Source organism: Saccharibacillus alkalitolerans (assembly GCF_011090185.1).
Classification (GTDB): domain Bacteria; phylum Bacillota; class Bacilli; order Paenibacillales; family Paenibacillaceae; genus Saccharibacillus; species Saccharibacillus alkalitolerans.
In genome coordinates this window covers 219,029-241,740 of record NZ_JAAFGS010000006.1, presented here as the reverse complement: position 1 = coordinate 241,740, position 22,712 = coordinate 219,029, and the positions used below count along the sequence as shown (strand labels likewise).

At 59.0% G+C, this 22,712-nt stretch carries 21 protein-coding genes; 10 read left to right on the top strand and 11 right to left on the bottom strand.

Annotation, left to right across the window (positions count from 1 at the left end; translation table 11 throughout):
* The first annotated feature begins 87 nt into the window (after positions 1-87).
* On the top strand, positions 88-1,056 hold the full coding sequence (locus tag GYN08_RS17540; RefSeq protein WP_166276864.1) for a LacI family DNA-binding transcriptional regulator: 969 nt from the start codon (positions 88-90) through the stop codon (positions 1,054-1,056).
* A 124-nt stretch (positions 1,057-1,180) separates the two neighbouring features.
* On the opposite strand, the gene GYN08_RS17535 is transcribed toward GYN08_RS17540, so the two are convergent.
* Genes GYN08_RS17535 through GYN08_RS17525 form a run of 3 tightly spaced genes read right to left on the bottom strand, consistent with a single transcriptional unit; the run spans position 1,181 to position 4,357 of the window.
* Positions 1,181-1,510 (bottom strand): DUF3024 domain-containing protein, encoded by a 330-nt coding sequence (locus GYN08_RS17535; RefSeq protein ID WP_166276861.1) that lies wholly within the window; start codon positions 1,508-1,510, stop codon positions 1,181-1,183.
* A 46-nt stretch (positions 1,511-1,556) separates the two neighbouring features.
* A complete protein-coding gene (locus tag GYN08_RS17530) occupies positions 1,557-3,227 on the bottom strand; it encodes a nucleoside recognition domain-containing protein (protein WP_166276858.1) in 1,671 nt (556 codons plus the stop codon).
* Positions 3,221-4,357, bottom strand: coding sequence for an NAD(P)/FAD-dependent oxidoreductase (locus tag GYN08_RS17525; protein ID WP_166276855.1), 1,137 nt, complete (start codon positions 4,355-4,357; stop codon positions 3,221-3,223). Before GYN08_RS17525 ends, GYN08_RS17530 begins: the two co-directional genes overlap by 7 nt.
* Before the next feature lie 215 nt (positions 4,358-4,572).
* Between GYN08_RS17525 and GYN08_RS17520 the strand changes: the two genes are divergently transcribed.
* Together GYN08_RS17520 and GYN08_RS17515 are read left to right on the top strand one after the other, a co-directional pair.
* The gene (locus GYN08_RS17520; protein WP_166276853.1) at positions 4,573-6,039 is read left to right on the top strand and encodes an N-acetylmuramoyl-L-alanine amidase family protein; all 1,467 of its coding nucleotides are present in this window, start codon (positions 4,573-4,575) and stop codon (positions 6,037-6,039) included.
* Between the two features lie 381 nt (positions 6,040-6,420).
* Positions 6,421-7,896 carry an N-acetylmuramoyl-L-alanine amidase family protein gene (locus tag GYN08_RS17515; protein ID WP_166276850.1) on the top strand — a complete coding sequence of 492 codons (1,476 nt, stop codon included), beginning with the start codon at positions 6,421-6,423 and terminating at the stop codon, positions 7,894-7,896.
* Positions 7,897-7,913: 17 nt separating this feature from the next.
* Here the strand turns inward: GYN08_RS17515 and cntE are convergent, their stop codons facing one another.
* Genes cntE through cntA form a run of 6 tightly spaced genes read right to left on the bottom strand, consistent with a single transcriptional unit; the run spans position 7,914 to position 14,140 of the window.
* Positions 7,914-9,116 carry a staphylopine family metallophore export MFS transporter CntE gene (gene cntE / locus GYN08_RS17510; protein WP_166276847.1) on the bottom strand — a complete coding sequence of 401 codons (1,203 nt, stop codon included), beginning with the start codon at positions 9,114-9,116 and terminating at the stop codon, positions 7,914-7,916.
* 18 nt (positions 9,117-9,134) lie between these two features.
* Positions 9,135-9,884 carry an ABC transporter ATP-binding protein gene (locus GYN08_RS17505; RefSeq protein ID WP_166276844.1) on the bottom strand — a complete coding sequence of 250 codons (750 nt, stop codon included), beginning with the start codon at positions 9,882-9,884 and terminating at the stop codon, positions 9,135-9,137.
* Positions 9,871-10,695, bottom strand: coding sequence for a staphylopine uptake ABC transporter ATP-binding protein CntD (cntD, locus tag GYN08_RS17500; RefSeq protein WP_166276842.1), 825 nt, complete (start codon positions 10,693-10,695; stop codon positions 9,871-9,873). The genes GYN08_RS17505 and cntD overlap by 14 nt, the downstream gene beginning before the upstream one ends.
* A complete protein-coding gene (cntC, locus tag GYN08_RS17495; RefSeq protein ID WP_166276840.1) occupies positions 10,676-11,563 on the bottom strand; it encodes a staphylopine uptake ABC transporter permease subunit CntC in 888 nt (295 codons plus the stop codon). The genes cntD and cntC overlap by 20 nt, the downstream gene beginning before the upstream one ends.
* Entirely contained in the window at positions 11,560-12,495 is a 936-nt protein-coding gene (opp1B, locus tag GYN08_RS17490) for a nickel/cobalt ABC transporter permease (protein WP_166276837.1), read from the bottom strand. Before opp1B ends, cntC begins: the two co-directional genes overlap by 4 nt.
* A 28-nt stretch (positions 12,496-12,523) precedes the next feature.
* Complete coding sequence (gene cntA / locus GYN08_RS17485) at positions 12,524-14,140, bottom strand: staphylopine-dependent metal ABC transporter substrate-binding lipoprotein (protein WP_166276834.1); 1,617 nt, start codon at positions 14,138-14,140, stop codon at positions 12,524-12,526.
* 362 nt (positions 14,141-14,502) lie between these two features.
* Between cntA and GYN08_RS17480 the strand changes: the two genes are divergently transcribed.
* From GYN08_RS17480 to GYN08_RS17470, 3 genes are all read left to right on the top strand, one after another.
* Positions 14,503-15,135 carry a bifunctional transcriptional activator/DNA repair enzyme AdaA gene (locus GYN08_RS17480; RefSeq protein ID WP_166276831.1) on the top strand — a complete coding sequence of 211 codons (633 nt, stop codon included), beginning with the start codon at positions 14,503-14,505 and terminating at the stop codon, positions 15,133-15,135.
* Positions 15,132-16,181: a DNA-3-methyladenine glycosylase 2 gene (locus GYN08_RS17475; protein ID WP_166276828.1), complete on the top strand. Its 1,050-nt coding sequence runs from the start codon at positions 15,132-15,134 to the stop codon at positions 16,179-16,181. Before GYN08_RS17480 ends, GYN08_RS17475 begins: the two co-directional genes overlap by 4 nt.
* Before the next feature lie 67 nt (positions 16,182-16,248).
* Positions 16,249-16,839: a methylated-DNA--[protein]-cysteine S-methyltransferase gene (locus GYN08_RS17470; RefSeq protein WP_166276825.1), complete on the top strand. Its 591-nt coding sequence runs from the start codon at positions 16,249-16,251 to the stop codon at positions 16,837-16,839.
* Positions 16,840-16,913: 74 nt separating this feature from the next.
* Here GYN08_RS17470 and GYN08_RS17465 read toward each other — a convergent pair whose 3' ends face one another.
* Positions 16,914-18,080, bottom strand: a complete 1,167-nt coding sequence (locus GYN08_RS17465; protein WP_235946359.1) for a serine hydrolase domain-containing protein — start codon at positions 18,078-18,080, stop codon at positions 16,914-16,916.
* 215 nt (positions 18,081-18,295) lie between these two features.
* Between GYN08_RS17465 and GYN08_RS17460 the strand changes: the two genes are divergently transcribed.
* The 4 genes from GYN08_RS17460 to GYN08_RS17445 are packed head-to-tail and all read left to right on the top strand — an operon-like array spanning position 18,296 to position 21,307.
* On the top strand, positions 18,296-19,420 hold the full coding sequence (locus GYN08_RS17460; RefSeq protein ID WP_206023806.1) for a helix-turn-helix domain-containing protein: 1,125 nt from the start codon (positions 18,296-18,298) through the stop codon (positions 19,418-19,420).
* Complete coding sequence (locus tag GYN08_RS17455; RefSeq protein WP_166276822.1) at positions 19,417-19,632, top strand: PLDc N-terminal domain-containing protein; 216 nt, start codon at positions 19,417-19,419, stop codon at positions 19,630-19,632. Before GYN08_RS17460 ends, GYN08_RS17455 begins: the two co-directional genes overlap by 4 nt.
* On the top strand, positions 19,632-20,540 hold the full coding sequence (locus GYN08_RS17450) for an ABC transporter ATP-binding protein (protein WP_166276819.1): 909 nt from the start codon (positions 19,632-19,634) through the stop codon (positions 20,538-20,540). The genes GYN08_RS17455 and GYN08_RS17450 overlap by 1 nt, the downstream gene beginning before the upstream one ends.
* The gene (locus GYN08_RS17445) at positions 20,537-21,307 is read left to right on the top strand and encodes an ABC transporter permease subunit (protein WP_166276816.1); all 771 of its coding nucleotides are present in this window, start codon (positions 20,537-20,539) and stop codon (positions 21,305-21,307) included. The genes GYN08_RS17450 and GYN08_RS17445 overlap by 4 nt, the downstream gene beginning before the upstream one ends.
* Before the next feature lie 56 nt (positions 21,308-21,363).
* Here the strand turns inward: GYN08_RS17445 and GYN08_RS17440 are convergent, their stop codons facing one another.
* Positions 21,364-22,632, bottom strand: a complete 1,269-nt coding sequence (locus tag GYN08_RS17440; protein ID WP_166276813.1) for a M20/M25/M40 family metallo-hydrolase — start codon at positions 22,630-22,632, stop codon at positions 21,364-21,366.
* Positions 22,633-22,712: the final 80 nt, after the last annotated feature.

The following is a 22,712-nucleotide window of genomic DNA, read 5'->3' as shown; positions in this document are numbered from 1 at the left end:
ATGACATCGATTGCAGGTCAACCGCTTTTTTAGCATTCGGTCCAATGTATCGTTTTTTGTTATACTTTGGGCAGAGGAGGCGGCCAATTGACGAACATCAAAGAAATAGCCAGACGCGCCGGCGTGTCGCCGTCTACGGCTTCGCGAGCCTTAAGCGGAAAAGGATACGTCAGCGAGGAAAAAAAACGGAAAGTGCTCGCCGCGGCCGAAGAGTTCGACTATGCTCCCAATCTGAACGCGCTCTCGCTGAAAACGGGCACGACGCGCCGGCTCGGGCTGGTCGCTCCCGAATTTGCGGAATCCGTCAGCTTGTTTACGGGAGGGTTCGTCCGAGCGGCGGAGGAAGCGGGTTATACGGTCACGCTGTTCATAACCGGCTACGACAAGTCGAAAGAGCTGGAAGCGCTCGAGGCGCTGCGCCGCAAGCAGGTCGACGCGCTTGTGTTCGTGCTGTTTCAGAGCGAACTGCCGCTGATCGCCCCGTACGTGAAATACGGCCCTATCGTATCCTGGCAGCGGCTCGTGCACGAGCGGATCCCGTCCGTTTTCATGGATCAGTACGACGGCTATATGCTCGCTCTCGAGCACCTGTATGCTAAAGGTTACCGAAGGATCTGCAATGTCTACGGCGCCTCGACGAGACTGAACACGCAGAGCCGGATCGAAGCCTTCGCCGACTTTTGCCGCAAATACGGCCTCGATCCCGGCGTCTGCCCCTCTTTTCAAAACATGGGCGACACGGAGGACGGAGAACGATTGGTGCATTGGTGGCTGGAAAACGGGCGGATTCCCGATGCGTTCGCCACGACCAACGACCGGGTCGCCGCGGGGATGGTATCCGAAGCGCGGAGACTCGGTTTGCGGATTCCGGAAGACTTCGCCGTCTGCGGCTTCGATAACCTCGATTTTGCCCATATGCTCGACTTGACGACCATTCATTATCCGGTGGACGAGCAGGCGGGCAATGCGTTCGCGATAATCCGCAGCCAGATCGAAGAAACGGACCTGCCGCTCAAGCCCTTAAAATTTCATCTGGTGGAACGTGCGACGACGTGAACCGGGACTGCTGCGTGCCCGCCATCACCACTACCATGACGACATCCGCAATCTGGACGAAGCGTGGTTCCGCGAACGTTTCGCCAAATGCATAATCGAATAGCGGGCTTTCGCCCGCTATTCGTCATTTCCAGAAAAGGCCCTGCGGATCAAGCTCGAATTGTTCGAGCTGATCCTCGAAGTCGGGGCGCGGTTCGATCGCTTCGGCTATCGTCCACTGCCCGTCTTCCTTTTTCGCGTAGAGGCTCCAAGCCCCCTGCTCCAGCCTGAACTGCGCCAGATCGATCCCCGTCCAACCGGATCGGGGCGGCTCGGGTCTTTCCTCGGTCAGCGTGATCCGGTCTTCTTCCATCCGATAGACGAGCCGAACCGCCGTGCGCATGCTCGGCGGAATTTTCTCCTCGATATATCCCCTCAGCAGGGCTTCCAGTCTTTTCGACGTCAGGGCATCCATGTGTCCGATTCCGCCTTTCTTCTATAGTAAAGAGTAAAGGAAAATATCAGCTTAAAGAAAACAGCAGCGCGAGCACAGCGGTTGTCACGATCGAAGTCGCCACCTGCTTGCCCGCGAGAGAACTTGCGAATTTCCAGCCCAGCTCCCGCCGCACGGTCCACAGCGTAACCAGACAGGCGGTCAGCGTAGAAGCCAGATAGACGAGCATGAAGATTTGCCCCGTGCTCATCGTCCGCAGCAGACTGCCTTCTCCCTGATTCGGCATAAGCAGTCCGTCTTTGCGCAGAATCGAAAAGAGCACGCCGCCTGCCGCTTCCGCCGGCAGGTTCAGCAGTTCGAGCAGCGGAGCCGCTGCGCCGGACAGCAGATTCATCAGACCGCTCCACTGCAGCAGGGCCGCCGCCGCGCAAATTCCGAGAAAGATCGGCATGGCCTGGAACAGGAACTGCTTGACGACTCCGCGAATCCGCCAATTCACGGCGCGCAGACCCGGCATCTGCAAAAAAGTTTTCGGCGAATATCCCGCCTGCGGAAGGTATGCCGCCCCCCGGTTCCATAATCGAGTATGCACGGCGCCGACGATAGCCAGCAGCGCGATGTACGGAATGAACAGCCAAGGGTGCCCCGCGGAACCGAAGATCGACAGCGAAGCGCCGATCTGATAGCTGCAGGCGGAGCCGAACGCAATCAGCGATACGCACGATTTGCGCGAGCAAGCGCCGCAGGCTCGGCTCTGAAATACGGCCACCACGTTGCAGCCGAAGCCCGACAGAACGGGAAGCAGGTCCCTTCCGTTCAACCCGATTCGGCGCATCCAGGGATCGAGCGCATCGGTAATCCGGTCCTTGAGCCCGCTCTCTTCCGTCAGCGCGAGACTGATTCCGAGCAGCAGCACGACGGGGAACGCCCACAGGAAAGAGTATAAACCGAGCGTCAGCACGCCGTAGTCCCCTGCAAAGATCGCTTCCGGCAGCGGAGGAAGCCCGGCGAACCACGACTTGACCGGGTCGATCGCGTACCGGTCGGCAAGCGGCTGAAGTCCGTTCGACAGCAGATAAGCCAGCAGCACGGGTACCGCAAACAGCAGAATGGATGCCGCAAGCGCAAGCGGCCTCCCGCCGAAACGATGCTCGAACCACGTTCGAGAAGGCTCGGCGAGACGGTTCGCGACGATCGGCGGCGCGAGCTGTCCCTGAGTCCGACGCAGCGGCCGGGCTTCGCCGAGAGAACGAAGCAGTCTTTTCCGCCGGGCCGGCTCGATGCCGCGCGCATCGACAGAATGCACCGGAATCCCGAGCGAGCGGCCATAATGGCGTTCCAGTTCGGACAGCCCCTCCGGCGCTTTGTCGGCAAAGGTAAGAATCAGCATCGCACGCCGCCCTTCGAGCGGCACCGCCTCGAGCAGCAGCGGCAGTTCAAGCGCCGAATGCGAACCGCGTACGACAAGCACGACCGTGTCGGCCGAGCCCAGCTCGGACAAAGCGTCCCGCGTCGTCCTGCTGTCGTCCCCGCCCTTGATTCCCGGAAGATCTACCAGCTCGCGCTCTTCTTCGAGGAAAGCCCTGCGGGCCGTAACGGTCGATCCGCGGAAGTTCGCTTCTTCTCCGGTATCCCGGCCGGTAAGCCCGCGAAAAAGCGCCGACTTGCCCGACGATTCGAATCCGATCAGTACGACGGAACGCCGACTCTCTTCTTCGATCCGCATCCGGTTCAGCACGTGCAGTCCTCCCCGCAGCAGGACAGATCGGTCAGCAGCATGCCTGCGCGGCGGTATTCATCCAGAGGAGAGGTATCGAGTCCGAGGCGCTTGGCGATCTCTCCGGCAACGACGCCGAAGCGCTGCCGGAATTTATAAATAAAGCAGAAGATCAGATTGCCGTGAACGACGCCGGGTCCGGCCAGAAACAAACCGGGAAAGGCGGTCGACTCGTCATATTCGTTCAAGAGCACCCCTCCGTCCGCTTTGTATCCGAACAAATCTCTGATCATCCGCAGGCTGCCGGAGAAACCGGATGCCAGAATCGGCGGCTGCTTCGTATGTACGAAAGCTTCCTCGCCGTTTGCGTTTTCGGCGTAGATCAAATATCCGCCGCCGTCTTTCGGTTCGATCCAATGGACTTCGTATCCGGCGAGCAGCTTGATTTTGCCGTCTTCGATCTCTCTCAACCGGTCTTTGGTAAACGGTGAGAGCGTCAAGCTCGGGTCGCTGCTTCCTTTCTCCGTCCAGCGCCCGCCGCGGTCGATGATCGTTACTTTCCTGCCCTGCCGAGCCAGATGGATCGCCGCGTCCGCCCCGCTTTCGTATCCTCCCACCACGACGAATTCCTCGCCCGGCAGCTCTTTCCATTCCCGGACCAGACCGCTGTGCACCGCATATTCGGCGCCCGGAAATCCGTCTGTTCTCGGATACTGAAACTCGCCCGCCGCCCAGATCACATGACGGCTGCGCAGCGTCCCTTTGTCCGTCGCAAGCTCGAAACCTCCCTCCTCCAGCGGGCGAACGTCCCTGACGTCGGTCCCGGTACGTACCGGAAGCTTCCGATACGCGGCCAAAGCTTCCAGGTAATCCGCGTATTCCGAACCGGAAGGATGTTCCGTACCGAGCGTAAAAGCAGGAGAAGTCCGCAGCGATACCGAATTTAGATCCAACAAGCCGTAAGCATTCCCGGTAAACGACGGGGTGATCATGCGCGTCTCGCCGGGCCAGAGGCGAAAAGAAGCACCTATCTCATGCCGCTCCAGTATGCAAAAACGGCCGACATTCAAATCCTGCAGCACACATGCTATTCCGATGCCCGCGGCGCCTGCGCCGACGACCAGGCAACCATATTCTTCCGTATCCTTCATTTTAATTCCCCTTAATAGTAATTATTACGATTTAATCAGAGCATACGGCGTTATAGGGATTCTGTCAAATGGACGCCACTTGAATTTTTCGGCGCAATGTTCTATTTTTGTGTAAGGTAATGATTTTTGCGCCAACGAAACTTTTGTCCCATTCGATGCGTCCAATTGTTCAGAGAGCCTAATCGTACCATCATGCATAAAAAGGAGAAGTGAGAATGAATTTCAAGAAAAACGCCTGGAAAAAGACGGCCGTCGCGCTTGCCGCCGTCATGCTGCTGGCCCTTCTCGTCCTCCCGAACGGCGTCCGTCAAGCTTCCGCGGCCCCGGCCGCAGAAGCCAGCATCATGCTGGACGGCCGGGCGATCGACGGAGCCGAGCCGCTTGTCCTCAAAGGGACCACGATGGTGCCGATCCGCGTCGTATCGGAGCAGCTCGGCTACTCGGTCGATTGGAATCAGTCCGCCGGACGCATTACGATCGGCGGCGACCCCGTCCCTCTCGTTCTGACCATCGGCAGTCAAACGGCGGACGCGTTTTCCGGCGCCGTCAAAATGGAGCAGGCGCCGTTCGTCCGTTCGAACACTACATACGTGCCGCTCCGTTTCGTCGGTTCCCAGATGGGGCTCGGCGTCAAATGGGAGCAGTCTTCCCGGACCGTCTATCTCCAGTCGCCGGCCGCAGAGCCTCCGGCTCCGGCGGCCCCTGCCATTCCTGCGGCTCCTGCCGTTCCGTCCGTTCCTTCGACGTCCGGCGGCACGCCCGCGCCGTCCGCGAACAACGTGTCGATCGACGGCATCAGCTTCAGCGACAATCGGCTGACGATCTCCGCGGGCGGCGCCGTCACGCCAAGCAGCTCGGTATTGACCGCTCCCGACCGGATCGTCGTCGACCTGCCGAACACGGCGTTCGGGCCGGCTCTTCAGGCCGGCGGCAATTTGAAACTCGGCCAGGTCGCCAAGCTGCCCGTCGAGACTTCTTCCGCCGTCAAGCAGGTCCGCTATTCGCTCTTCAGCGAAAGCCCGTCGACCGTGCGCGTCGTGATCGACCTCAACCGCAGCGTCGGCTACAATTTGTATACGGAAGGCAATCTGGTCCTCGTCGATCTGAACGATGACGGAGCCGCTCCTCCGATCGGAACGAACGGCAAAAAGATCGTCGTAATCGACCCGGGGCACGGCGATCACGATCCGGGCGGCGTCGGCAACGGCGTGCAGGAAAAAGACGTCGTACTGAACGTCGGGCTGAAAGTGGCCGCCCTGCTCAAGCAGGAGCCGGGCATCGACTTGATCATGACCCGAAGCGACGATACGTTCGTTACGCTGGACGGACGCGCGAAGATCGCGAATGATGCCAATGCCGATGTTTATCTGTCTATCCACTCCAATATCGCGTCTTCGAACAGCGCTTCCGGAACCGAAACGTTTTATGCCGACGCCGCTCGCAGCAAGTCGCTGTCGGATACGATTCAGAAGCATGTGCAGGCCGCGACCGGTTTCAAAGACCGGGGCTCCAAGCAGGCCAATTATCTGGTCATCCGCAAGACGACCATGCCGGCCGCCCTGGTCGAGCTCGGCTTCCTCAGCAACAAGCAGGAAGCCGCGGTGATGGTGCAGGACGATTTCCAGCAGAAGGTCGCGGAAGCGATCGTGGCGGGAATCAAAGAATATTTGGGACTGAACTGACCTTTGCGGCAAATCGGAACGGACGCCCCCCGGCGTCCGTCAGGTCGCCTAGAAAGCCCTATTCGCTGTAGAAGCTCAAGGACTGCGGGAGAAATTCATTCCGGTCGCGTGTTGAAATCGGGAAAAAGAATCGAATTCCAGTGGAATTTTCCCGATTTCAAAGGCGAACGCTGGCGCTCCTTCATTGAATTTCTCCCTCCGCCTTCTCTCTTCACTCGGAATTAGACTTTCAAGGCACGTTAACGGACGCCCCCCGGCGTCCGTTTTTTTTATGCTTCTTGTTCGTTTCAGGGCGCGCCGGGAACCTTTTGCGGGTTCCGGGCATCCTCCTTATAAGCACGCCGAACGCCGAAGCCGTTCGGAAAGCAAAGGAGAAGCGAAATGAAACTCACTCAACAAGTATGGAAAAAAGCGGCTGCGGCTTTCGCCGCGGCCGCGCTGCTGCTCGCTCCGGTACTTCCCGGGCCGGCCGCGCATGCCGCGGGTCCGGAAGCGGGGACCCGCATCGTACTGGACGACCGAACGCTCGAAGGCGCCGAACCGGTCGTCGTCGCGGGAACGACGATGGTGCCCATTCGGGTCGTGTCCGAGCAGCTGGGCTACGCGGTCAATTGGAACAAGTCGGCGGAAAAAGTCACGATCGGCAGCTCGCCTTCCCCGCTCGTGCTGACGCTCGGAAGCGTCAGCGCCGATTCCGGCAGCGGGCCTGTCGCCCTGCAGCAGGCTCCGTTCGTTCGCGCGAACACGACATACGTGCCGCTTCGGTTCGTCGGTTCGCAGATGGGGCTCGGCGTCAAATGGCAGCAGGCGACCGGAACCGTTTATCTTCAAACGCCGGCCGAGAATCCCCGGGACTCCGCCGAACCGGCGATGCCGTCCAATCCGGCTCCTGCGCCGGCTGCGCCTTCGGTTCCCGCTCCGGCTCCGGCGTCGAACGCTGCCGAGACATCGGCCTCGATCGACGCCATCAGTTTCAGCGACAGCCGGCTGACAATCGCAGCCGATTCGCCCGTCGTTCCGCAGGGCACGCTGCTGCGAAATCCCGACCGGATCGTCGTCGACCTGCCCGGCAGCGCGTTCGGACCTGCGCTGCTCCGGAACGGGAATCTGAACCTCGGCCAGATCGCCGCGCTGCCGGTCGAAGGTTCTTCGCTGGTCAAGCAGGTCCGCTATTCTCTGTTCAGCCAGAGCCCTTCCACGGTGCGGGTCGTGCTCGACCTGAATCGAAGCGCGGGCTACAACCTGTACACCCAGGGCAATCTGGTCATCGTCGATCTGAACGACGGCGGAACCGCTCCCCCGGCGGGCGCGAACGGCAAAAAGATCGTCGTGATCGATCCCGGCCACGGCGACCAGGACCCCGGCGGAATCGGCATTACCGGCGTCAAAGAAAAGAACATGGTGCTCCCGCTGAGCCTGAAAGTCGCCGCCCTGCTCAAGCAGGAGCCGGACATCGACCTGATCATGACCCGCAGCGACGATACGTTCGTTACCCGCTCGGGACGGGCCAAAATGGCCAATGACGCCGGAGCCGACCTGTTTCTGTCCATTCACGGCAACAAAGCTTCGTCGAGCAGCGCCGTCGGAACCGAGACCTATTATGCCGACGCCGCCCGCAGCAAATCGCTGGCGGACGTCATTCAAAAACACGTGCAGGCGGCTACGGGCTTTCGGGACCGCGGTTCCAAGCAGGCCAACTTTATCGTGATCCGCCAGACGACCATGCCTGCCGCCCTCGTGGAAATCGGCTTTTTGAGCAACAAGGAAGAAGAAACGCTCATGATGCGCGAAGACTTTCAACAGAAGGTCGCGGAAGCGATCGTAGCGGGAATCAAGGAGTATCTGAAGCTGGATTGACGACGAAAAAGGACCCCCTATGCAGGGAGTCCTTTTTGGTTCGTTTTGCGTCCGTAAGCACCCAGAATCGCGGAGCCCGCCAGGACGGCGCAGGCGGCATACATTCCGGAATACGAAAACAGGTCGGCCAGCGGTCCCATCAACACGCCGCCGAGCGACGTGCCGAGATCCGCCGACGCGATAAACAATCCGATGAGGACGTTGCGGTTCGCCTTGGGCAGCACGGACGACAGGTACGCCATAAGCGTCGGATACAGCAGCGCCTGCGACGTGCCGATCAGAACCGCTCCGGCGTACAAAAACCAAACCCCTCCCGCAAGCGCGGCGCTGACGCCGGCGGCCCCGAAGGTCAGCAGCAGCAGCGTAACGACCATAAACCGCGTATGCCACCGGCCGTCCGACGGCATTCTTTTTCTCCACGCAAAACGCATCCCGACCAACGCCGCCGCCTGAAGCATCAAGTAGATACCGGCATGGCCGCTGCGAACTTCACGCGCGTACAAGGGCATGAACGTCGTGACGGCCCCGAAGACGACCGAAGCCGTCAGCATGAGAAGGCTGCATTTGAGCAGGTGCGGATTGCGGAGCAGCTGTCCGAACGAACGGATTCCGCCCGCTTCCGCCGGCATCTTCTCTTCGCCCTGCCGCTTCGAAGCCGGCTGTTCGACTTCGCTTCCGCGAACGGTGTATCCGAAAACGGCAGTCAACACCGCGATGCCCGTCATCGTCAGCGCAAAACCGCTCGCACCGCCGTTTTGCCAGATGCCGAGCGCAAGAAGGGGACCCGCGATCCCGGGGATGTACGAAAACAGCGAATACATCGAAATGCCCTGCGACCGGTCTTCTTCCGGCAGCGCGTCGAGGATTCCGATCTGCAGCGCCATGGAGAAAAAGGCCGTGCAAATCCCCTGCATGATCCGCGCGACGACGAATACTTCCAGGCCGACCATGGCATAAAGGACCAGCGATATTCCGTTCACGAGCAGAATTGACCTTAGGATCCGAATCGAACCGTATTTTGGGATGAAATGTCCGGCCCACGGGCGGAAAAACATCGTCGTGAACATGTAAGCGCCCATGATGAGTCCGATCGCCGTACTGCTGGCCCCTTCTTCCGCTCCCTTGAGAGGAATGATGACGTTCAAGATGGAGTTTCCGCTGAAATACAGCAGAGCCAGCAGGTACAGGCGCAAAAAAGGCCAGGACATAGCTCCTTTCACAATAGACTTCCTCCTGTTTCAAAAAGTGATCAGCGCGTCCAGAAGCTTACGGGCGTATGCCGATTGGACGTCTTTCAGATGTTCGACGGCCATCGTCTCCTCGATGCGGCCTTCCCTGAAAATAATGATCCGATCGCATAAGTAGGCGGCGGCCTGAATATCGTGCGTAATAAAAATATAACTCATATTCAGGCTGCTTTTAAGCTCTTTCAACAAACGAAGCACTTGAATCTGCACCGATACGTCGAGCGAGCTAACCGCTTCGTCGAGCAGAATGCAGCGGGGACGAGTAGAGACGGCCCTAGCGATGCAGACCCGCTGGGCTTCGCCGCCTGACAGCTCGTGCGGATATTTGCTTCGGTACGAAGCATTCAGTCCGACTTGAAGCAGCAGGCGGTCGATGTCTTCCCTCCGCTTCTTTCCGCCACCGAATCCGCCCCCGGCCATCGGCTCCGCGATCGCTTCTTCCACCGTGAAAAAAGGATTGATGGACGACCCGTAATCCTGAAACACGGCGCTGAGGCTGCCCGCAGTCCGCTTCGGACTTCCGACCGGCTCGCCGCCGAACAGAACCTCGCCGCCATCCGGCTTTTCGAGGCCGAGGATCAGGCGGCCGAGCGTCGACTTTCCGCTGCCGCTCTCCCCGATGATTCCCAGGCATTCTCCCGAAGCGCATTCGAACGAAACGCCTTTGAGAACGGACTGCTTGCGCTCGGAAAACAAACCGCCCCTGCCGTAAGACTTCTCGACGTTTCTAACGCTGAGCATCCGAAACGCCTCCTTTCATAAGCGTCTTGAAGCCGGCGCCGAGTTCCGAACGCGTCGAGATCAAATACTGCGTATACGGATGCCGCGCCTGTTCGAATACGGACGAGACGCCGCCCCGCTCCACGATCTCCCCGTTTTTCATGACGAGCACGTCGTCGGCGATCCGGCGTACGACGCCGAGATCGTGGGACACAAAAATCATGGATCCTCCGAGCCGCTCGCGCAGCCCGATCAGCTGCTCGACGACTTCGAACTGGGACAGCGTATCCAGCGCGGTGGTCGGCTCGTCGGCAATGACAAGATCCGGTTCCAGCGCAAGCGCGAGCGCGATCATGACCCGCTGCAGCATGCCGCCCGACAGCTGATAAGGATAGCTGTTCATGACGTCTAACGGATTTTTGAGCCTTACGCTCTCCATCGCGCTGATCATCCGAGCCTCGATCTCGCCGCGACCCCAGCCGTAATGCCGCTTCAGCGTTTCGCGCAAATGCACGCCGACCGCGCAGGAAGGATCGAAAGCGCTCATGCCGTTTTGCAGGATCATGCAAATCTGCCGGCCTCTTTTGTTCCGCAGAGCTTTGAACGGCAGAGCATTCAGATCTTCGCCTTTGAAACGGATCGCGCCGGATTGGCGAAGAGAAGATTTGTTCAGCCGAACGATCGAACGGCAGGTGACGGACTTGCCGCTGCCGCTCTCCCCTACGATTGCCAGACACCTGCCCGCCCGCACATCGAAGGAACTTTCGTGGACAATGGACTTTCCGCTGCCGGCTTCCCACACCTTCAAATGTTCAACTTCCAATATATTCATAACGAGCCTGTTTCCCCTCCTTATTCCGGCGGCTTTCGGCGGACGCGCCGAGTTTGGGATCGAGAGCGACCTGCAGCGCGTCCGACAAGAAGTTGAACGCCGATACGACTGCCACGATCGCGATTCCCGGCGCCAGCATCAACTGAGGTTTCGAGAACATGACTTCCCGCGCTTCGTTCAGCATCATGCCCCATTCCGGGTTCGGAGCTTGAATGCCCAGCCCGAGAAAAGACAGGCCGGAAATTTGCAGAATCATCGAACAAACAGAACTGCTTGACACGACGGCGATATCGGCAAAAGCCGCCGGCACGATATGCGTGCGAATAATCCGGACGTGGCCGATTCCCGACGCGCGCGCGAATTTGATATAGTCTTTTTCCGCATACTGCATAACGGAAGTCCGAATGACCCGGGCAAACCAGGCCCATTTGGTAGCGATGAAGGCGATCAGAATATTTTCCAGTCCCGGGCCCAAAATCCCAACCACCGCAAGCGTCATCACATAACCGGGAAAAGACAGGAAGACATCGCAGATCCGCATAATGACCGCATCGATTTTTTCCCTGAAATATCCGGCTGCCAATCCCAACAGCGCCCCGACCCCGACCGAAGCCAGCAAAGCGACCAGCACCCACAGCACGCTGGGACGAATGCCGTAGATCAATCGGGACAGGATACAGCGGCCCAGATGATCGTTGCCGAGCCAATAGGCCGAGGACATGCCGGCGTAGCGCAGCCCCATGTTCACCTGCTGCGGATCGTGCGGCGCGACGAACGGCGCGAAAATTCCCGCCGTCAACACTGAGCCGATTACGATCAGCGACAGGACGGCCAGCTTGTCCCTTCCCAGATTAAGCAGTCTTTTCATGACATTCCCTTTCTCAGCCGGGGATTCATGGCCGCGTTGACGATGTCCGACAGCGTATTGAAAACGACAAAAGCTGAAGCCAGCAGCAGCACGTAAGCTTGAATGACCCGGAAATCCCGACCCAGAATCGAACGCACGCTCAGACGGCCCAGTCCTGGCCAGGCAAACACGTTTTCGATTACGACCGTGCTCCCCAGAACGATCGGAATCGCCATTCCGAAGATCGATACGGCCACCTGCAGCGAGTTGCGCAAAATATGCAGCGTAACTCGCTTTTCGCTCAATCCCGAAGCTCTGGCATACAGCACGTAATCTTCGTTCAACTGGCTGAGCATCGAGGTCCGGACGCTGCGGAAATACAGTCCCGCGTAGCTGACCGCAATGACCGACGCCGGCAAAATGTAATGCTTATAGGTGCCCATTCCGCTGGTCGGCAGCAGATTCAACCGAACGGAAAACATCCAGATCATCACGGAAGCCAGCAAATAGGAAGGAATCGCGGTCATCAGAAAAGCAGTTCCCCTGATCGACTTGTCGGGGGCTCTGCCTTCCGTTACCGCGCAGATCACGCCCAGCAGCACCGAGAAAAAAATAATCGCTGCCGAAGCGACAAGCGTCAGTTTCAGCGTATTCAAAAAAGCCGGCCCGAGCAGCGACCAGACCGGCTCTCCCGTAACGTAAGACTTTCCGAAATCCAGCCGCAGGCAGTCCAGCAGCCAATCCGCGTAACGGGTCAGAAAAGGTCGGTTCATCCCCAGCTCTTCCTTCGTCTGCGCAATCAGCGCATCCGTAATCTGCGGCACTTCCTGAGCCTGCAGCACGACCACGGCCGGGTCCATCGGAGACAAATTGATCAGCACGAAAGTCAAAAAGGAAATGGCCAGCAGCAAAGGCAGCGCCAGCAGGAGCCGCCTTGCCGTATAAAGCTTCATTCGGTTTCCTCCTCCCCCGGCGGCCGGCTTATTCGAAGCTCATCCGCTCGAACGGAAGTTCGAACTGGGTTTGTTTGAACGCCACGCCTTGAAGCCCCCGCGGAGCGATGACCGTAACCGAACCGTTCGTCAGCGGAATGAATACCGCTTCGTCATGAACGGTGCGCATAATGTCGGCATACAGCGATTTGCGCCGAGCTTCGTCCATCGACACCATGACTTCGTCGATCATGTCGTACAGTTTGTCCGCGTCCGCGATGCCGCTTGTCGTATGCTTGTATGCGGAATCGGAAGTAAACGCGGCGATGGTGCTCTGCGGATCGTATGCGAGTCCCCACGTCTGATTGAACAGGAGATCGTATTCGCCCGTCGCTCTCCGGTTGGCGATCGACGACGAATCTTCGCCGACCAGTTCCAGCTCGGCCCCGATTTCTTTCAACGAATGCTGAATGAACTCCGCCTGCGTTTTCTGCGAAGAAGAGCTGCTGTCGTAATACAGCTGCATCTTCAGCGGGCGCCCTTCCTTCATGCGGATCTGTCCGCCGCCGTCCGCTTTCCATCCCGCTTCTTCAAGCAGCCGCTTCGACTGCCCGGGATCGTAAGCCATCGGCGTCAGATCGGAAGCCGCGTAATTGACGTTGGCCGAAAACAGCGTCTCCGCCGGCGTCTCCGTTCCGCCCATGATATCGCGCGCGATCGTTTGTCGGTCGATCGCATGCCAGACTGCCCGGCGGACCGCCGTTTCTGCGGCCGGGCTGCCCGATTTGCCGCTGTTCGCCACGATCATCTTCGTATTCATCGGATCGCTGCGAACCAGCTGATATTTGCCGGAATCGACCAGTCCGTTCATCGCTTCGACATCCAGACTGTCCGCGCCTCGGTCGTCGGTAAAGATAAAGTCGACTTCGCCTTTTTGCAGCGCAAGCAGCGTCGTTTCTCCGGCAGGGAGCACGCGTGCCGTAATTTTCTTGATCGCCGGAGCTCCGTTCCAGTACTTTTCGTTCGCCGTGAACGTCGCCGATTCTTCGACTTTGTGTTCCGCCAATACATAAGGCCCCGTTCCGTGATAACCGTTTACGCCGTTCTTGGTCTCTCCGTCCACGAAATCTTTCGGCGAAAGAAACACATAAGGCCGGGTCATCGTCAGCTCCAGCAGCGCCGGATAATAAGGTTCGGACAGCACCAGCCGAAACGTGGAATCGTCGATCACCTTCGTTTCCTTGATTTTGGTGGACAGCTTGATCCACGCGTGCTTCTCCGCGTTGCTCTGCACGGCGTCGATATTCTTCTTGACCGCTTCCGCGTTGAACGGCTCGCCGTCATGAAACGTCACGCCTTTTCTCAAATGAAACGTATATACTTTCCCGTCTTCAGAGACATCCCAGGATTCCGCGAGCAGCGGTTTGATTCCTTCTTCCGTATTTTCCACCAACGATTCGTAGACAATGCCCTGCGCCGGCATGGAGCCGGTGTACAAATGTGGATTCATATCGTTGATATCTTTGGCCGAAGCGTAAACGAGTTCTGTCTTATTTGCGCGTGCCGCAGGCTCGGCGGATTTCGCGGACGGTTCGGAAGAAGTCCCGCATCCGCTGAGCAGGCCGACCGTAATCATTGCGCCGAACATTCCTTTTAAAAGATTCATGTTGAATTGACCTCCGTTTCGTACATTCACTTATTTGTGCAAGATTTTTCGCCGTAAGCTTTTTATGTAAGTTTTCCGGTAGCCCGGGATGCCGAACCGCCTGCCCCGCTCGGCGGAATCTTTTGTCCCTCCTTTTCAAGCTGAGGTAAATTTGTTCTTCGATTTTAATTAATAGTAATGATTACTATTATCAGCTATTGACGATAGCATGCCGTCCGCCTGACGTCAAGAAATTTAGAGCGATCGCATTCGCTCCAAGACCCTAAGCGCAATAATGAGGAGGCCCGGCCTGCGCCATACCTGTTACAATGAGAGCAGAATCGCCGAACCAAAATCCGAAAATGTTACAGGAGGGACATGGAATGAGCAGGAAGATCCAGCTTTCTTTTGAGGAAATGTGGGCACGGATCATGGCCTGCGACGCCCGATACGACGGATTGTTCTTCACGGCGGTGAAGACGACGCGCATTTATTGCCGGCCGTCCTGCCGTTCGCGCAAGCCGAAAAAGGTTAATGTCGAATTTTATGCGCTGCGGTCCGAAGCCGTAAAAGCCGGCTATCGGCCCTGCAAGAGATGCCAGCCGCAGGTCGAGCATTCGCCGTGGAACGAATTCGTTCTTCGGGCGCGGGAATTCATCGTCGCCAATCATCGAAAAAACCTGCTGCTGAAACATATCGCAGATCACGTGCAGCTCAGCGCCTATTATCTTGAACGTCTGTTCAAGCAGGAAACGGGCGAAACCCCTCGGCTGTATCTGGAAAAGGTGCGGGTGGACCGTGCCGCGTACCTGCTCCGGTGCAGCGAACGGGCGAACTTGGACATTTGTTACGAAGCCGGCTTTCATACCCCGTCCAATTTCTACAAAGCGTTCCGCCGCCATCACGGCTGCTCGCCCGGCGAGTACCGCAGTCAAGGCGCTCCGATCGTACGCGAAGCGCTTCGGCGGAGTCCCCCGTCCCGGAGCGTGCAGCCCGAAAGCGAGAAAGGCCGATGAAGCCGTTTCGTCAACACGCCGAACGACCTCTCCGTTCCGGTCCGCTTGAGCTGCTGCCCTTCGGCCCGTTCAGTTGGCCGGAATGCCTGGTTTATCTGGGACGTTCCGAGCTCGAGATCATGCACCGGGTCGAAGACGGACGCGTCTGCAAAGCGGCCGAGCTGAGCGGCATTCCCGTCCTGCTGGAACTGGACGGTTCTTCCCGGCCGGACAAGGGGAAGGCGGCCGGGCCGATCCGCATGCCGGACGCCGATGACGGCAATGCGGCGACCGCCCGCTCCTTCGCCGCGCTGCGCGTCTCCTTTCCTCGCGGCGGCGACACGCCGGAGCTGCGAGCGGCCGCCGCGGACTACGTTCGCGAATGGTTCGGTCTGGACGAAGACTTGGAGCCGTTCTATGCCATGGCCATGCGCGATCCGCTGCTCGGTCCTGTCGTTTCCGAACATGCCGGGCTGCGTCTGATCGGGATTCCCGATCTGTTCGAGTCGCTGGTCTGGGCGGTGATCGGACAGCAGATCAGCCTTCCGTTCGCTTATACGATGAAAAATCGGCTGGTCGAAACGTACGGACAGCGGCTCGACGAACAGGAAGTTTCGGACGCGGAAACGGCTCCTTTTTACCTGTTCCCCCGTCCCGCACGGATTGCGGCGCTGACGCCGGACGACCTGCGCCCCATGCAGTTCTCCGGCCGCAAAGCGGAATATATCATCGGCATCGCGCGGATGATGGAGGAAGGCCGTCTGTCCAAAGCCGCTCTGCTTCGCATGGACGAAATCGAAGCGCGAGAGGCGCTGCTCCGCATCCGCGGCGTCGGCGCCTGGACGGCGGATTACGTCGGCATGAAATGCCTGCGCCGCCCGTCGGCCTTCCCTTCGGCCGACGCCGGACTGCACCAGGCGCTCAAAATCGGCCTGGGTCTGAACCGCAAGCCGCTGCCGGACGAAATCGCCCGGGCGGCCGCAGACTGGAAAAGCTTCGAAGCGTATGCCGTCTTCTACTTATGGCAGTCGCTGCTGCCGGGCGTCCCGGGAGACGGCGGCGCATGATCGGAGGTTTTTTTCCGCCTCGGACGTTTGGCCCGTTCCTTTAAACTCATATACAGGAGGGTTTTCCATGACTATCGAATCCGCAGTTCTTCCTCCGGCTCCGCCGGCCGTTTCCGAACCGGCAGCCGGCCTGCATCGCCTGCTTTACTTCTCGCCGCTGGGCGAGCTGATCATCGAAGGTACGGACGAAGCCGTCCATTCGATCCTGTTCGCCGATACGGCGATGCCGGACGGCTGGCCGGAAGTCAATCCGTTCCCCGATGCGGCCGCGCCCGAAGCCCATGAGAGCGATCCTCCGGCAGACCGTATGCCGAAAGCGCTCGGGCTGTGCCGCCGGCAGCTCGCGGAATATTTCCGCGGACAGCGGCGGACGTTCGACTTCCCGTACGCTTTCGTCGGCACTCCGTTCCAGCGTTCCGTCTGGACGGAGCTGGCCGCCGTCCCGTATGCGGCGTCCCGCTCCTACAAAGATCTCGCCGCCGCGATCGGCAGCGAACGCGCCGTCCGCGCCGTAGGATCGGCCAACGGGCGCAACAAACTCAGCATTGTGCTGCCCTGCCACCGGATTATCGGCAGCGGCGGCAAGCTGACCGGCTACGCCGGCGGCCTCTGGCGCAAAGAATGGCTGCTGCGGCACGAAGCGCGCTTCGGCCTTTGAGTTTTCGATCCGCCGAATAAATGAAAGCCGCTCCCCGGAATTTCCCGAGGAACGGCTTTTTTTGATTCTCAGCTTCATTTTGCAGCTTCATTCGATTCGCCTCTGGGCAAATCACTCCGCTTTTTTCCCGATTCCGGCAGCAGCCTCTCCTCGATCCCGGACGCGATCGGCCAGGCCGCACCGTCGATGTTCGCCAGAACGTGCAGCCGCAGCCCGGATTCCGCATAGACCCGGGACACCATCGATACGCCGGGATCGAAGCCCATGATATGCCGGCAGTCGACTTTTCCCCCGTTCAGCCTGATCCATACTCCGTATCCGTACGCCGATTCTTCGTCTTCGAAGATCTGCGGCGTCAGCAGCTTTTCCGTCATCTCCGAAGACAACAGCCGGTATCCCAGCAGCGCGTTCCAGAACTTGTCCAGGTCCTCCGCCGTCGTAAACGCTCCTCCGTCGGGACCGCCGACGACGGGCAGCGAAAAGATATTCGTTCGCCAGCCGTCTTCTCCGTCGATGTAACCGAGCGCCGTGCGCTCCGGCAGCCGGTCCGTGCGGAAATAGCCGGAGTCCTGCATGTTCGCCGGAGCGAACACATGCTGCTCGACGTATTCGCGAAATTTCATGCCCGAGACTTTTTCAGCGATCAGACCCAGCAGGATGTAACCCGAATTGTTGTAGGAGAAGCGCTCCCCCGGCTTGAACTTCATCGGCTGACCGGCAAACAGCGGCAGAAAATGCTCCGCCTCCGTCATGCCGTACACCGGACGCTCCCGCCACAGCTCTTCGAAGTCGTCCATGACCTCTTCGTCGAAATAATCCGGCACGCCGGAACTGTGGGTGAGCAGATGATGCACCGTGATATTCGGATCGAAATGCGGAAATTCCGCGATCGAGCAGTCCGACAGCTTCGTCCCGAAGCTCAGCTTGCCCTGCTCGATCAGTTGGCAGATCGCCACCGCGGTGAAAATCTTGCAGCCCGAGGCGATACCGAAGCGGGTGTCCGCCGTATTGTCCAGACGCTCGCTGCGATTGGCGAAACCGAACGCGGCTTCGCTCGCTTGATCGCCGCCCGCAGTGACGCGAACAACGCCGGAAAACGGAACTCTTCCCTCTTTGCCGTCGTAGGCCGCAGCGGCCTGCGCGATGGCTTCCACTGCCGTCTCGACCCCCGCCGTCGGCGCAGCCGCAGCCTTCAATCCGTATATAGTGTTTGTTTCATTGCCCGAATTCATATCGTTCATTCCCTCTCTTTCCTCGAAGCGCATTCCGTCCTGTCCGTCCGCCCAACCTATAAAGTCCATTTTACCGAAAACCGGGCCAGGAAAATGAACCGTTCTTGCGGCTCTCGACGTCTCCGCGCAAAAGTTTCCCGGCGGTTGATTTATGCCCGCAAAGTATCGCGACAATCCATTGAGCCGGCACCGGGCGGCAGAGATAATAGACTCAGGAGGCGGTTATGATGAATACATTGAATTTTTCCACCAACGTGATCAGACTCAGACATCAGAAAAAAATTACCCAGGAGCAGTTGGCCGAATTTATCGGCGTGACGAAAGCGTCCGTATCCAAATGGGAAAACAAGCAGAGCATGCCCGATATTTTGATCCTTCCGGTGCTGGCGGCCTTTTTCGACGTGACGATCGACGAACTGCTGGGCTATGAGCCGCAGCTCAGCCGGGAACAGATCCAGAAAATTTACCGCGACCTGGCGGCCGACTTCGCGGAGCGTCCGTTCGAAGACGTCATGACGCATACGCAGGAACTGATCAAAAAATATTATTCCTGCTACCCGTTCCTGTTCCAGATGTGCGTGTTACGGCTCAACCATTTCATGCTGGCCGAAGACCAGGACCGCCAAGCGGAAATCCTGGCTTCGGTGTCCGATCTCTGCGGCCGCATCATCGCGGACTGCCGCGATATCGGCCTGAGCAACGATGCCGTCATCCTGAAAGCTTCCGCCGATATGCAGCTCGGCAAAACGCGGGAAGTCATCGAGACGCTGGAAGAAATGCTGAGTCCGCTGCGTCTGTCCAATCAAAGCGATTCGCTTCTGATTCAAGCCTACCGGATCGCCGGACAAACGGAAAAAGCGGACAGCTTCACGCAGATCGGCATGTTCACGAATCTGCTGTCGCTGATCGGAGGAGCGACCCAGCATCTCGCGATCCACGGCGGCGATCTGGCCGTGTGCGAAGAAACGATGAGCCGCGCGGACCAGGTGCTTGAAGCGTACCGGCTGGAAAGCCTGCATCCGAACGCGGCGGCGCTGCTTCATTTGCAGGGCGCGATCGCTTATGCCATGCATGGCAAAAAGAAAGAGGCGGTCGGCCGTTTAACCCGGTATGCGTCGTGCGCCGCCAGATTGTCGGACCGGGAACCGAAGCTGACGGGCGACCGTTATTTCAACGCCGTCGAGCCATGGTTCGATCAGCTTGATCTGGGCAGCAGCGCGCCGCGGGACAAGAAAGTCATTCTGGAAAGCGCCCTGCAGGCACTGTCCCATCCGGCTTTCGCCGTGCTGCAGGATGACGCGGGCTATCTCGGAATTCGCGCCTCTTTGGCGGAAAGGAGCCGGACATGAACCTGAATCCGCTCGATTTGAACGAAATCCTGCCTTTTCTGATCCCGCTGATTGCGGCGCAGCTGGTCCTGCTTGCGGTCACGCTCCGGCACATCCTGACGCGCAGCACGTATAAGCGAGGCAGCCGCGCTCTCTGGCTGGTCGTCGCGATCGTCGGGATGAACTTTATCGGCCCGATTCTGTATTTTCTGCTGGGAAGGGAGGACGCTTGATGAACATGCTGACCTTGTCCCATGTCTGCAAATCGTTCGGCGGACGGCCGGTCGTGGACGATCTCAGCTTCTCCGTGAAGCCGCACACGATCTTCGGATTTATCGGACAGAACGGGGCAGGCAAAACGACGACGATGAAGATGATTCTGGGGCTGCTGGCCGCGGATCGGGGAAACATCGAGGTGAACGGCGAACAGGTCGCTTTCGGACGGACTCGCACGAATCGGCATATCGGTTATTTATCCGACGTGCCGGAGTTTTACGGATTCATGACGCCTGGGGAATATCTTGAATTATGCGGGAAAATCGCGCGCATGGCGCCGTCGCAGGCTCGCAGCAAGTCGGCCGAGCTGCTGAAGCTTGTCGGCCTTGACGGAGCGGACACGCGCATTCAGGGGTTTTCGCGCGGAATGAAGCAGCGGCTCGGCATGGCGCAGGCGCTGCTGAACGATCCTCCGCTGCTGATTTGCGACGAACCGACTTCCTCTCTCGATCCTTTGGGACGAAAAGAAATTCTGGAATTGATGCTGCTCGCGAAAAACCGGACGACCGTCGTTTTTTCCACGCATATTTTGTCCGACGTGGAACGAATTTGCGACGAAGCGGCTTTCCTGCATCAAGGGCGGATCATCCGCGGCGGCACGCTCGAAGAAATCAGAGCCGCGCGCCGCGAAGACGGTCCGGAGCTGGAAGTCGAATTTTATTCGGCGGCGGACGCGGAACGCTTCAAAGCCCGATTCTCCGCAGCCCGCATGTTCTCTCTGTCCGGCGTCAGGCTTGAAGCGCAGGACGAAGAAGCCGTGCCGGGCATTCTGGAAATGCTGGCGCGGGAACGTTTGCCGGTCCGTCGGTTCGAAAGGCTTGAGCCGACTCTGGAAGACCTGTTTGCGGAGATGGTGCGAGGATGAGACAGCTGACGGCGTTTATGCGCAAAGAATGGCTGGAATCGGTCCGCACGGGCAAAGTCACGATCCTTCTTCTGCTGTTTATCGGGTTCGGAATTCTGAATCCTGCCATCGCCAAGTTAACGCCCCGACTGCTGACGCTGATGTCGGAGAGCTTGTCGGAAACCGGCTTGTCCGTTTCGGCGGTTAAGGTCGACGCGTTGACTTCCTGGGCGCAATTTTACAAAAACGCTCCGCTGGGACTGATCGTTTTCCTTCTGGTCTTCAGCGGAACCTTGACGAACGAATACCTCAAAGGAACGCTGATCAACCTGGTCACGAAAGGTCTGCGCAGATGGAAAATCATCGCTTCGAAAGGGATTGTGCTTGCGGCGTTCTGGACGGCCGGATATTGGCTCTGCTACGTCGTTACCTACGGGTACAACGCGTATTTTTGGGATAACGGCGCGGCGGCTCATCTTTTTTTCTCCGCGTTTTGCTTTTATGCGCTCGGAATCTGGCTGATCTCGTTGATCCTGGCGATGTCGGCGTTCTTCGGCTCCGGTTCGGGGGTCATGCTCGGCGTCGGCGGAAGCTTCCTGATCGTCTACCTGCTGGGCCTGCTGCCCCGAATCGCCGAATACCTGCCCGCCTATCTGCTGAATGCTTCGAATTTGACGACGGGAAACGGACAGCCCGCGGATTATGCGGCGGCGATCGCGGTCACGTCGGTCTGGATCGTTTTGAACGTTGTATTGGCCGTGCTGCGTTTTAACCGTAAACTTCTATGAAAAAGATAGACCGCGGCATCGACTCTGCCGCGGTCTTGTGCATGCCCGGAAAACGTTCAACCGCGTTTGGTCAGCAGCGGCTGCGTCGTTCCTGCCAAGCCGGTCAGCGACAGCACTGTCAGCAGAATCTTCTGCACGCCCAGATGGGCGCCGGTCGGATCGTAATATTCGTTCAGCGTATGCGCGCCTCCGAAATCCCCGCCTCCGCCCAGCGTCACGGCCGGAATTCCGAGGTGGATCGGAATATTGGAATCGGTGCTGCTCGCCCCTTCCAGAATCGGACGGAAGCCCATGGCGAGTCCCGCTCCGGCCGCCGCCTGAACGATCATGCTGCTGGCCTCCTGCGAGCCGGCCGGTCGATCGCCGACCCGTTCCATATGCACCTTGATCGCTCCGGCGCGGCGCCAGCGGTCGTTTTCTTCCTCGGCCGCCTGCCGGAACAGAGTCAGCGCTTCGGTCTCCAGCTTCTCAAGCTCCGCCTGCGAGATGGAGCGCATGTCGATCACCGCTTCCGCCGTCTCGGCGATCGTGTTCACCGACGTTCCGCCGCCGATCATCCCGACGTTGAACGTCGTTTTCGGATCGTGGGGCACCTGAAGATCCGCGAACTTGGCGACGGCGCGGCCCAGCGCGTGAATGGGACTCGGCGTGCCGAAGCTGCCGAAGCTGTGCCCGCCCGGTCCTTCGAACGTAATCTTGTAGCGCTTGCTGCCCGCGGCCAGATAGGTGATCCGGTCGGGCGTGCCCGGCTCGATGGAGATGAAGCCGTCGATATCGCTCCGTCCGGCGAACAGCGCTTTGACCCCGCGCAGATCGCCGAGACCTTCTTCGCCGACGGTCGCGCCGACGATCAGATCTCCTTCGGTCCATAGGTCCGCTTCGTTCAGCGCGCGCAGAATCGTCAGCACCGAAGCCAGGCCCCGGCCGTCGTCGGAAATGCCCGGCGCGTAGACCCGGCTGCCTTCGCGGCGGGCTTTGACGTTCGTGCCGCGCGGGAAAACGGTATCCAAATGCGCGCAAACGACAAGTTTCGGTCCTCCGCCCCGGCCCGGGCGTACGCCGAAAACGTTGCCGACTTCGTCGACGGAGATGTCTTCGACGCCCAGCTCGGCCAGCTTGCGTGCGAACGCCCGGCCTTTCTCTTCTTCCTCGAATGTCGGCGCTTCGATCTCCGTCAATTCGATTTGTTCCTCGGTCGTACGGTCGTTGTCGGCCTCGAGGAAATCGAATGCCCGGCGAACCGCGGCGTTCTCCGTCAATTTATCGAATACGCCTGCCACGGGTTCGGATACGATTACTTTATGTGCTCCGGCTGTTTCGGTCATGTTCAATTTCCTCCTCGGGGTAAGTTGGGACCGCTCGGGCAGAATCGGAGACTCGCCTTAACGCGTTAACGAACGGCTAT

Bases quoted from the DNA above. Each gene is read 5' to 3' on its own strand.
- GYN08_RS17535 (WP_166276861.1), bottom strand. From the start codon at position 1,510: ATGGATGCCCTGACGTCGAAAAGACTGGAAGCCCTGCTGAGGGGATAT.
- GYN08_RS17525 (WP_166276855.1), bottom strand. From the start codon at position 4,357: ATGAAGGATACGGAAGAATATGGTTGCCTGGTCGTCGGCGCAGGCGCC.
- GYN08_RS17520 (WP_166276853.1), top strand. From the start codon at position 4,573: ATGAATTTCAAGAAAAACGCCTGGAAAAAGACGGCCGTCGCGCTTGCC.
- GYN08_RS17515 (WP_166276850.1), top strand. From the start codon at position 6,421: ATGAAACTCACTCAACAAGTATGGAAAAAAGCGGCTGCGGCTTTCGCC.
- GYN08_RS17505 (WP_166276844.1), bottom strand. From the start codon at position 9,884: ATGCTCAGCGTTAGAAACGTCGAGAAGTCTTACGGCAGGGGCGGTTTG.
- cntD (WP_166276842.1), bottom strand. From the start codon at position 10,695: ATGAATATATTGGAAGTTGAACATTTGAAGGTGTGGGAAGCCGGCAGC.
- cntC (WP_166276840.1), bottom strand. From the start codon at position 11,563: ATGAAAAGACTGCTTAATCTGGGAAGGGACAAGCTGGCCGTCCTGTCG.
- opp1B (WP_166276837.1), bottom strand. From the start codon at position 12,495: ATGAAGCTTTATACGGCAAGGCGGCTCCTGCTGGCGCTGCCTTTGCTG.
- cntA (WP_166276834.1), bottom strand. From the start codon at position 14,140: ATGAATCTTTTAAAAGGAATGTTCGGCGCAATGATTACGGTCGGCCTG.
- GYN08_RS17480 (WP_166276831.1), top strand. From the start codon at position 14,503: ATGAGCAGGAAGATCCAGCTTTCTTTTGAGGAAATGTGGGCACGGATC.
- GYN08_RS17475 (WP_166276828.1), top strand. From the start codon at position 15,132: ATGAAGCCGTTTCGTCAACACGCCGAACGACCTCTCCGTTCCGGTCCG.
- GYN08_RS17470 (WP_166276825.1), top strand. From the start codon at position 16,249: ATGACTATCGAATCCGCAGTTCTTCCTCCGGCTCCGCCGGCCGTTTCC.
- GYN08_RS17465 (WP_235946359.1), bottom strand. From the start codon at position 18,080: ATGAACGATATGAATTCGGGCAATGAAACAAACACTATATACGGATTG.
- GYN08_RS17460 (WP_206023806.1), top strand. From the start codon at position 18,296: ATGATGAATACATTGAATTTTTCCACCAACGTGATCAGACTCAGACAT.
- GYN08_RS17455 (WP_166276822.1), top strand. From the start codon at position 19,417: ATGAACCTGAATCCGCTCGATTTGAACGAAATCCTGCCTTTTCTGATC.
- GYN08_RS17450 (WP_166276819.1), top strand. From the start codon at position 19,632: ATGAACATGCTGACCTTGTCCCATGTCTGCAAATCGTTCGGCGGACGG.
- GYN08_RS17445 (WP_166276816.1), top strand. From the start codon at position 20,537: ATGAGACAGCTGACGGCGTTTATGCGCAAAGAATGGCTGGAATCGGTC.
- GYN08_RS17440 (WP_166276813.1), bottom strand. From the start codon at position 22,632: ATGACCGAAACAGCCGGAGCACATAAAGTAATCGTATCCGAACCCGTG.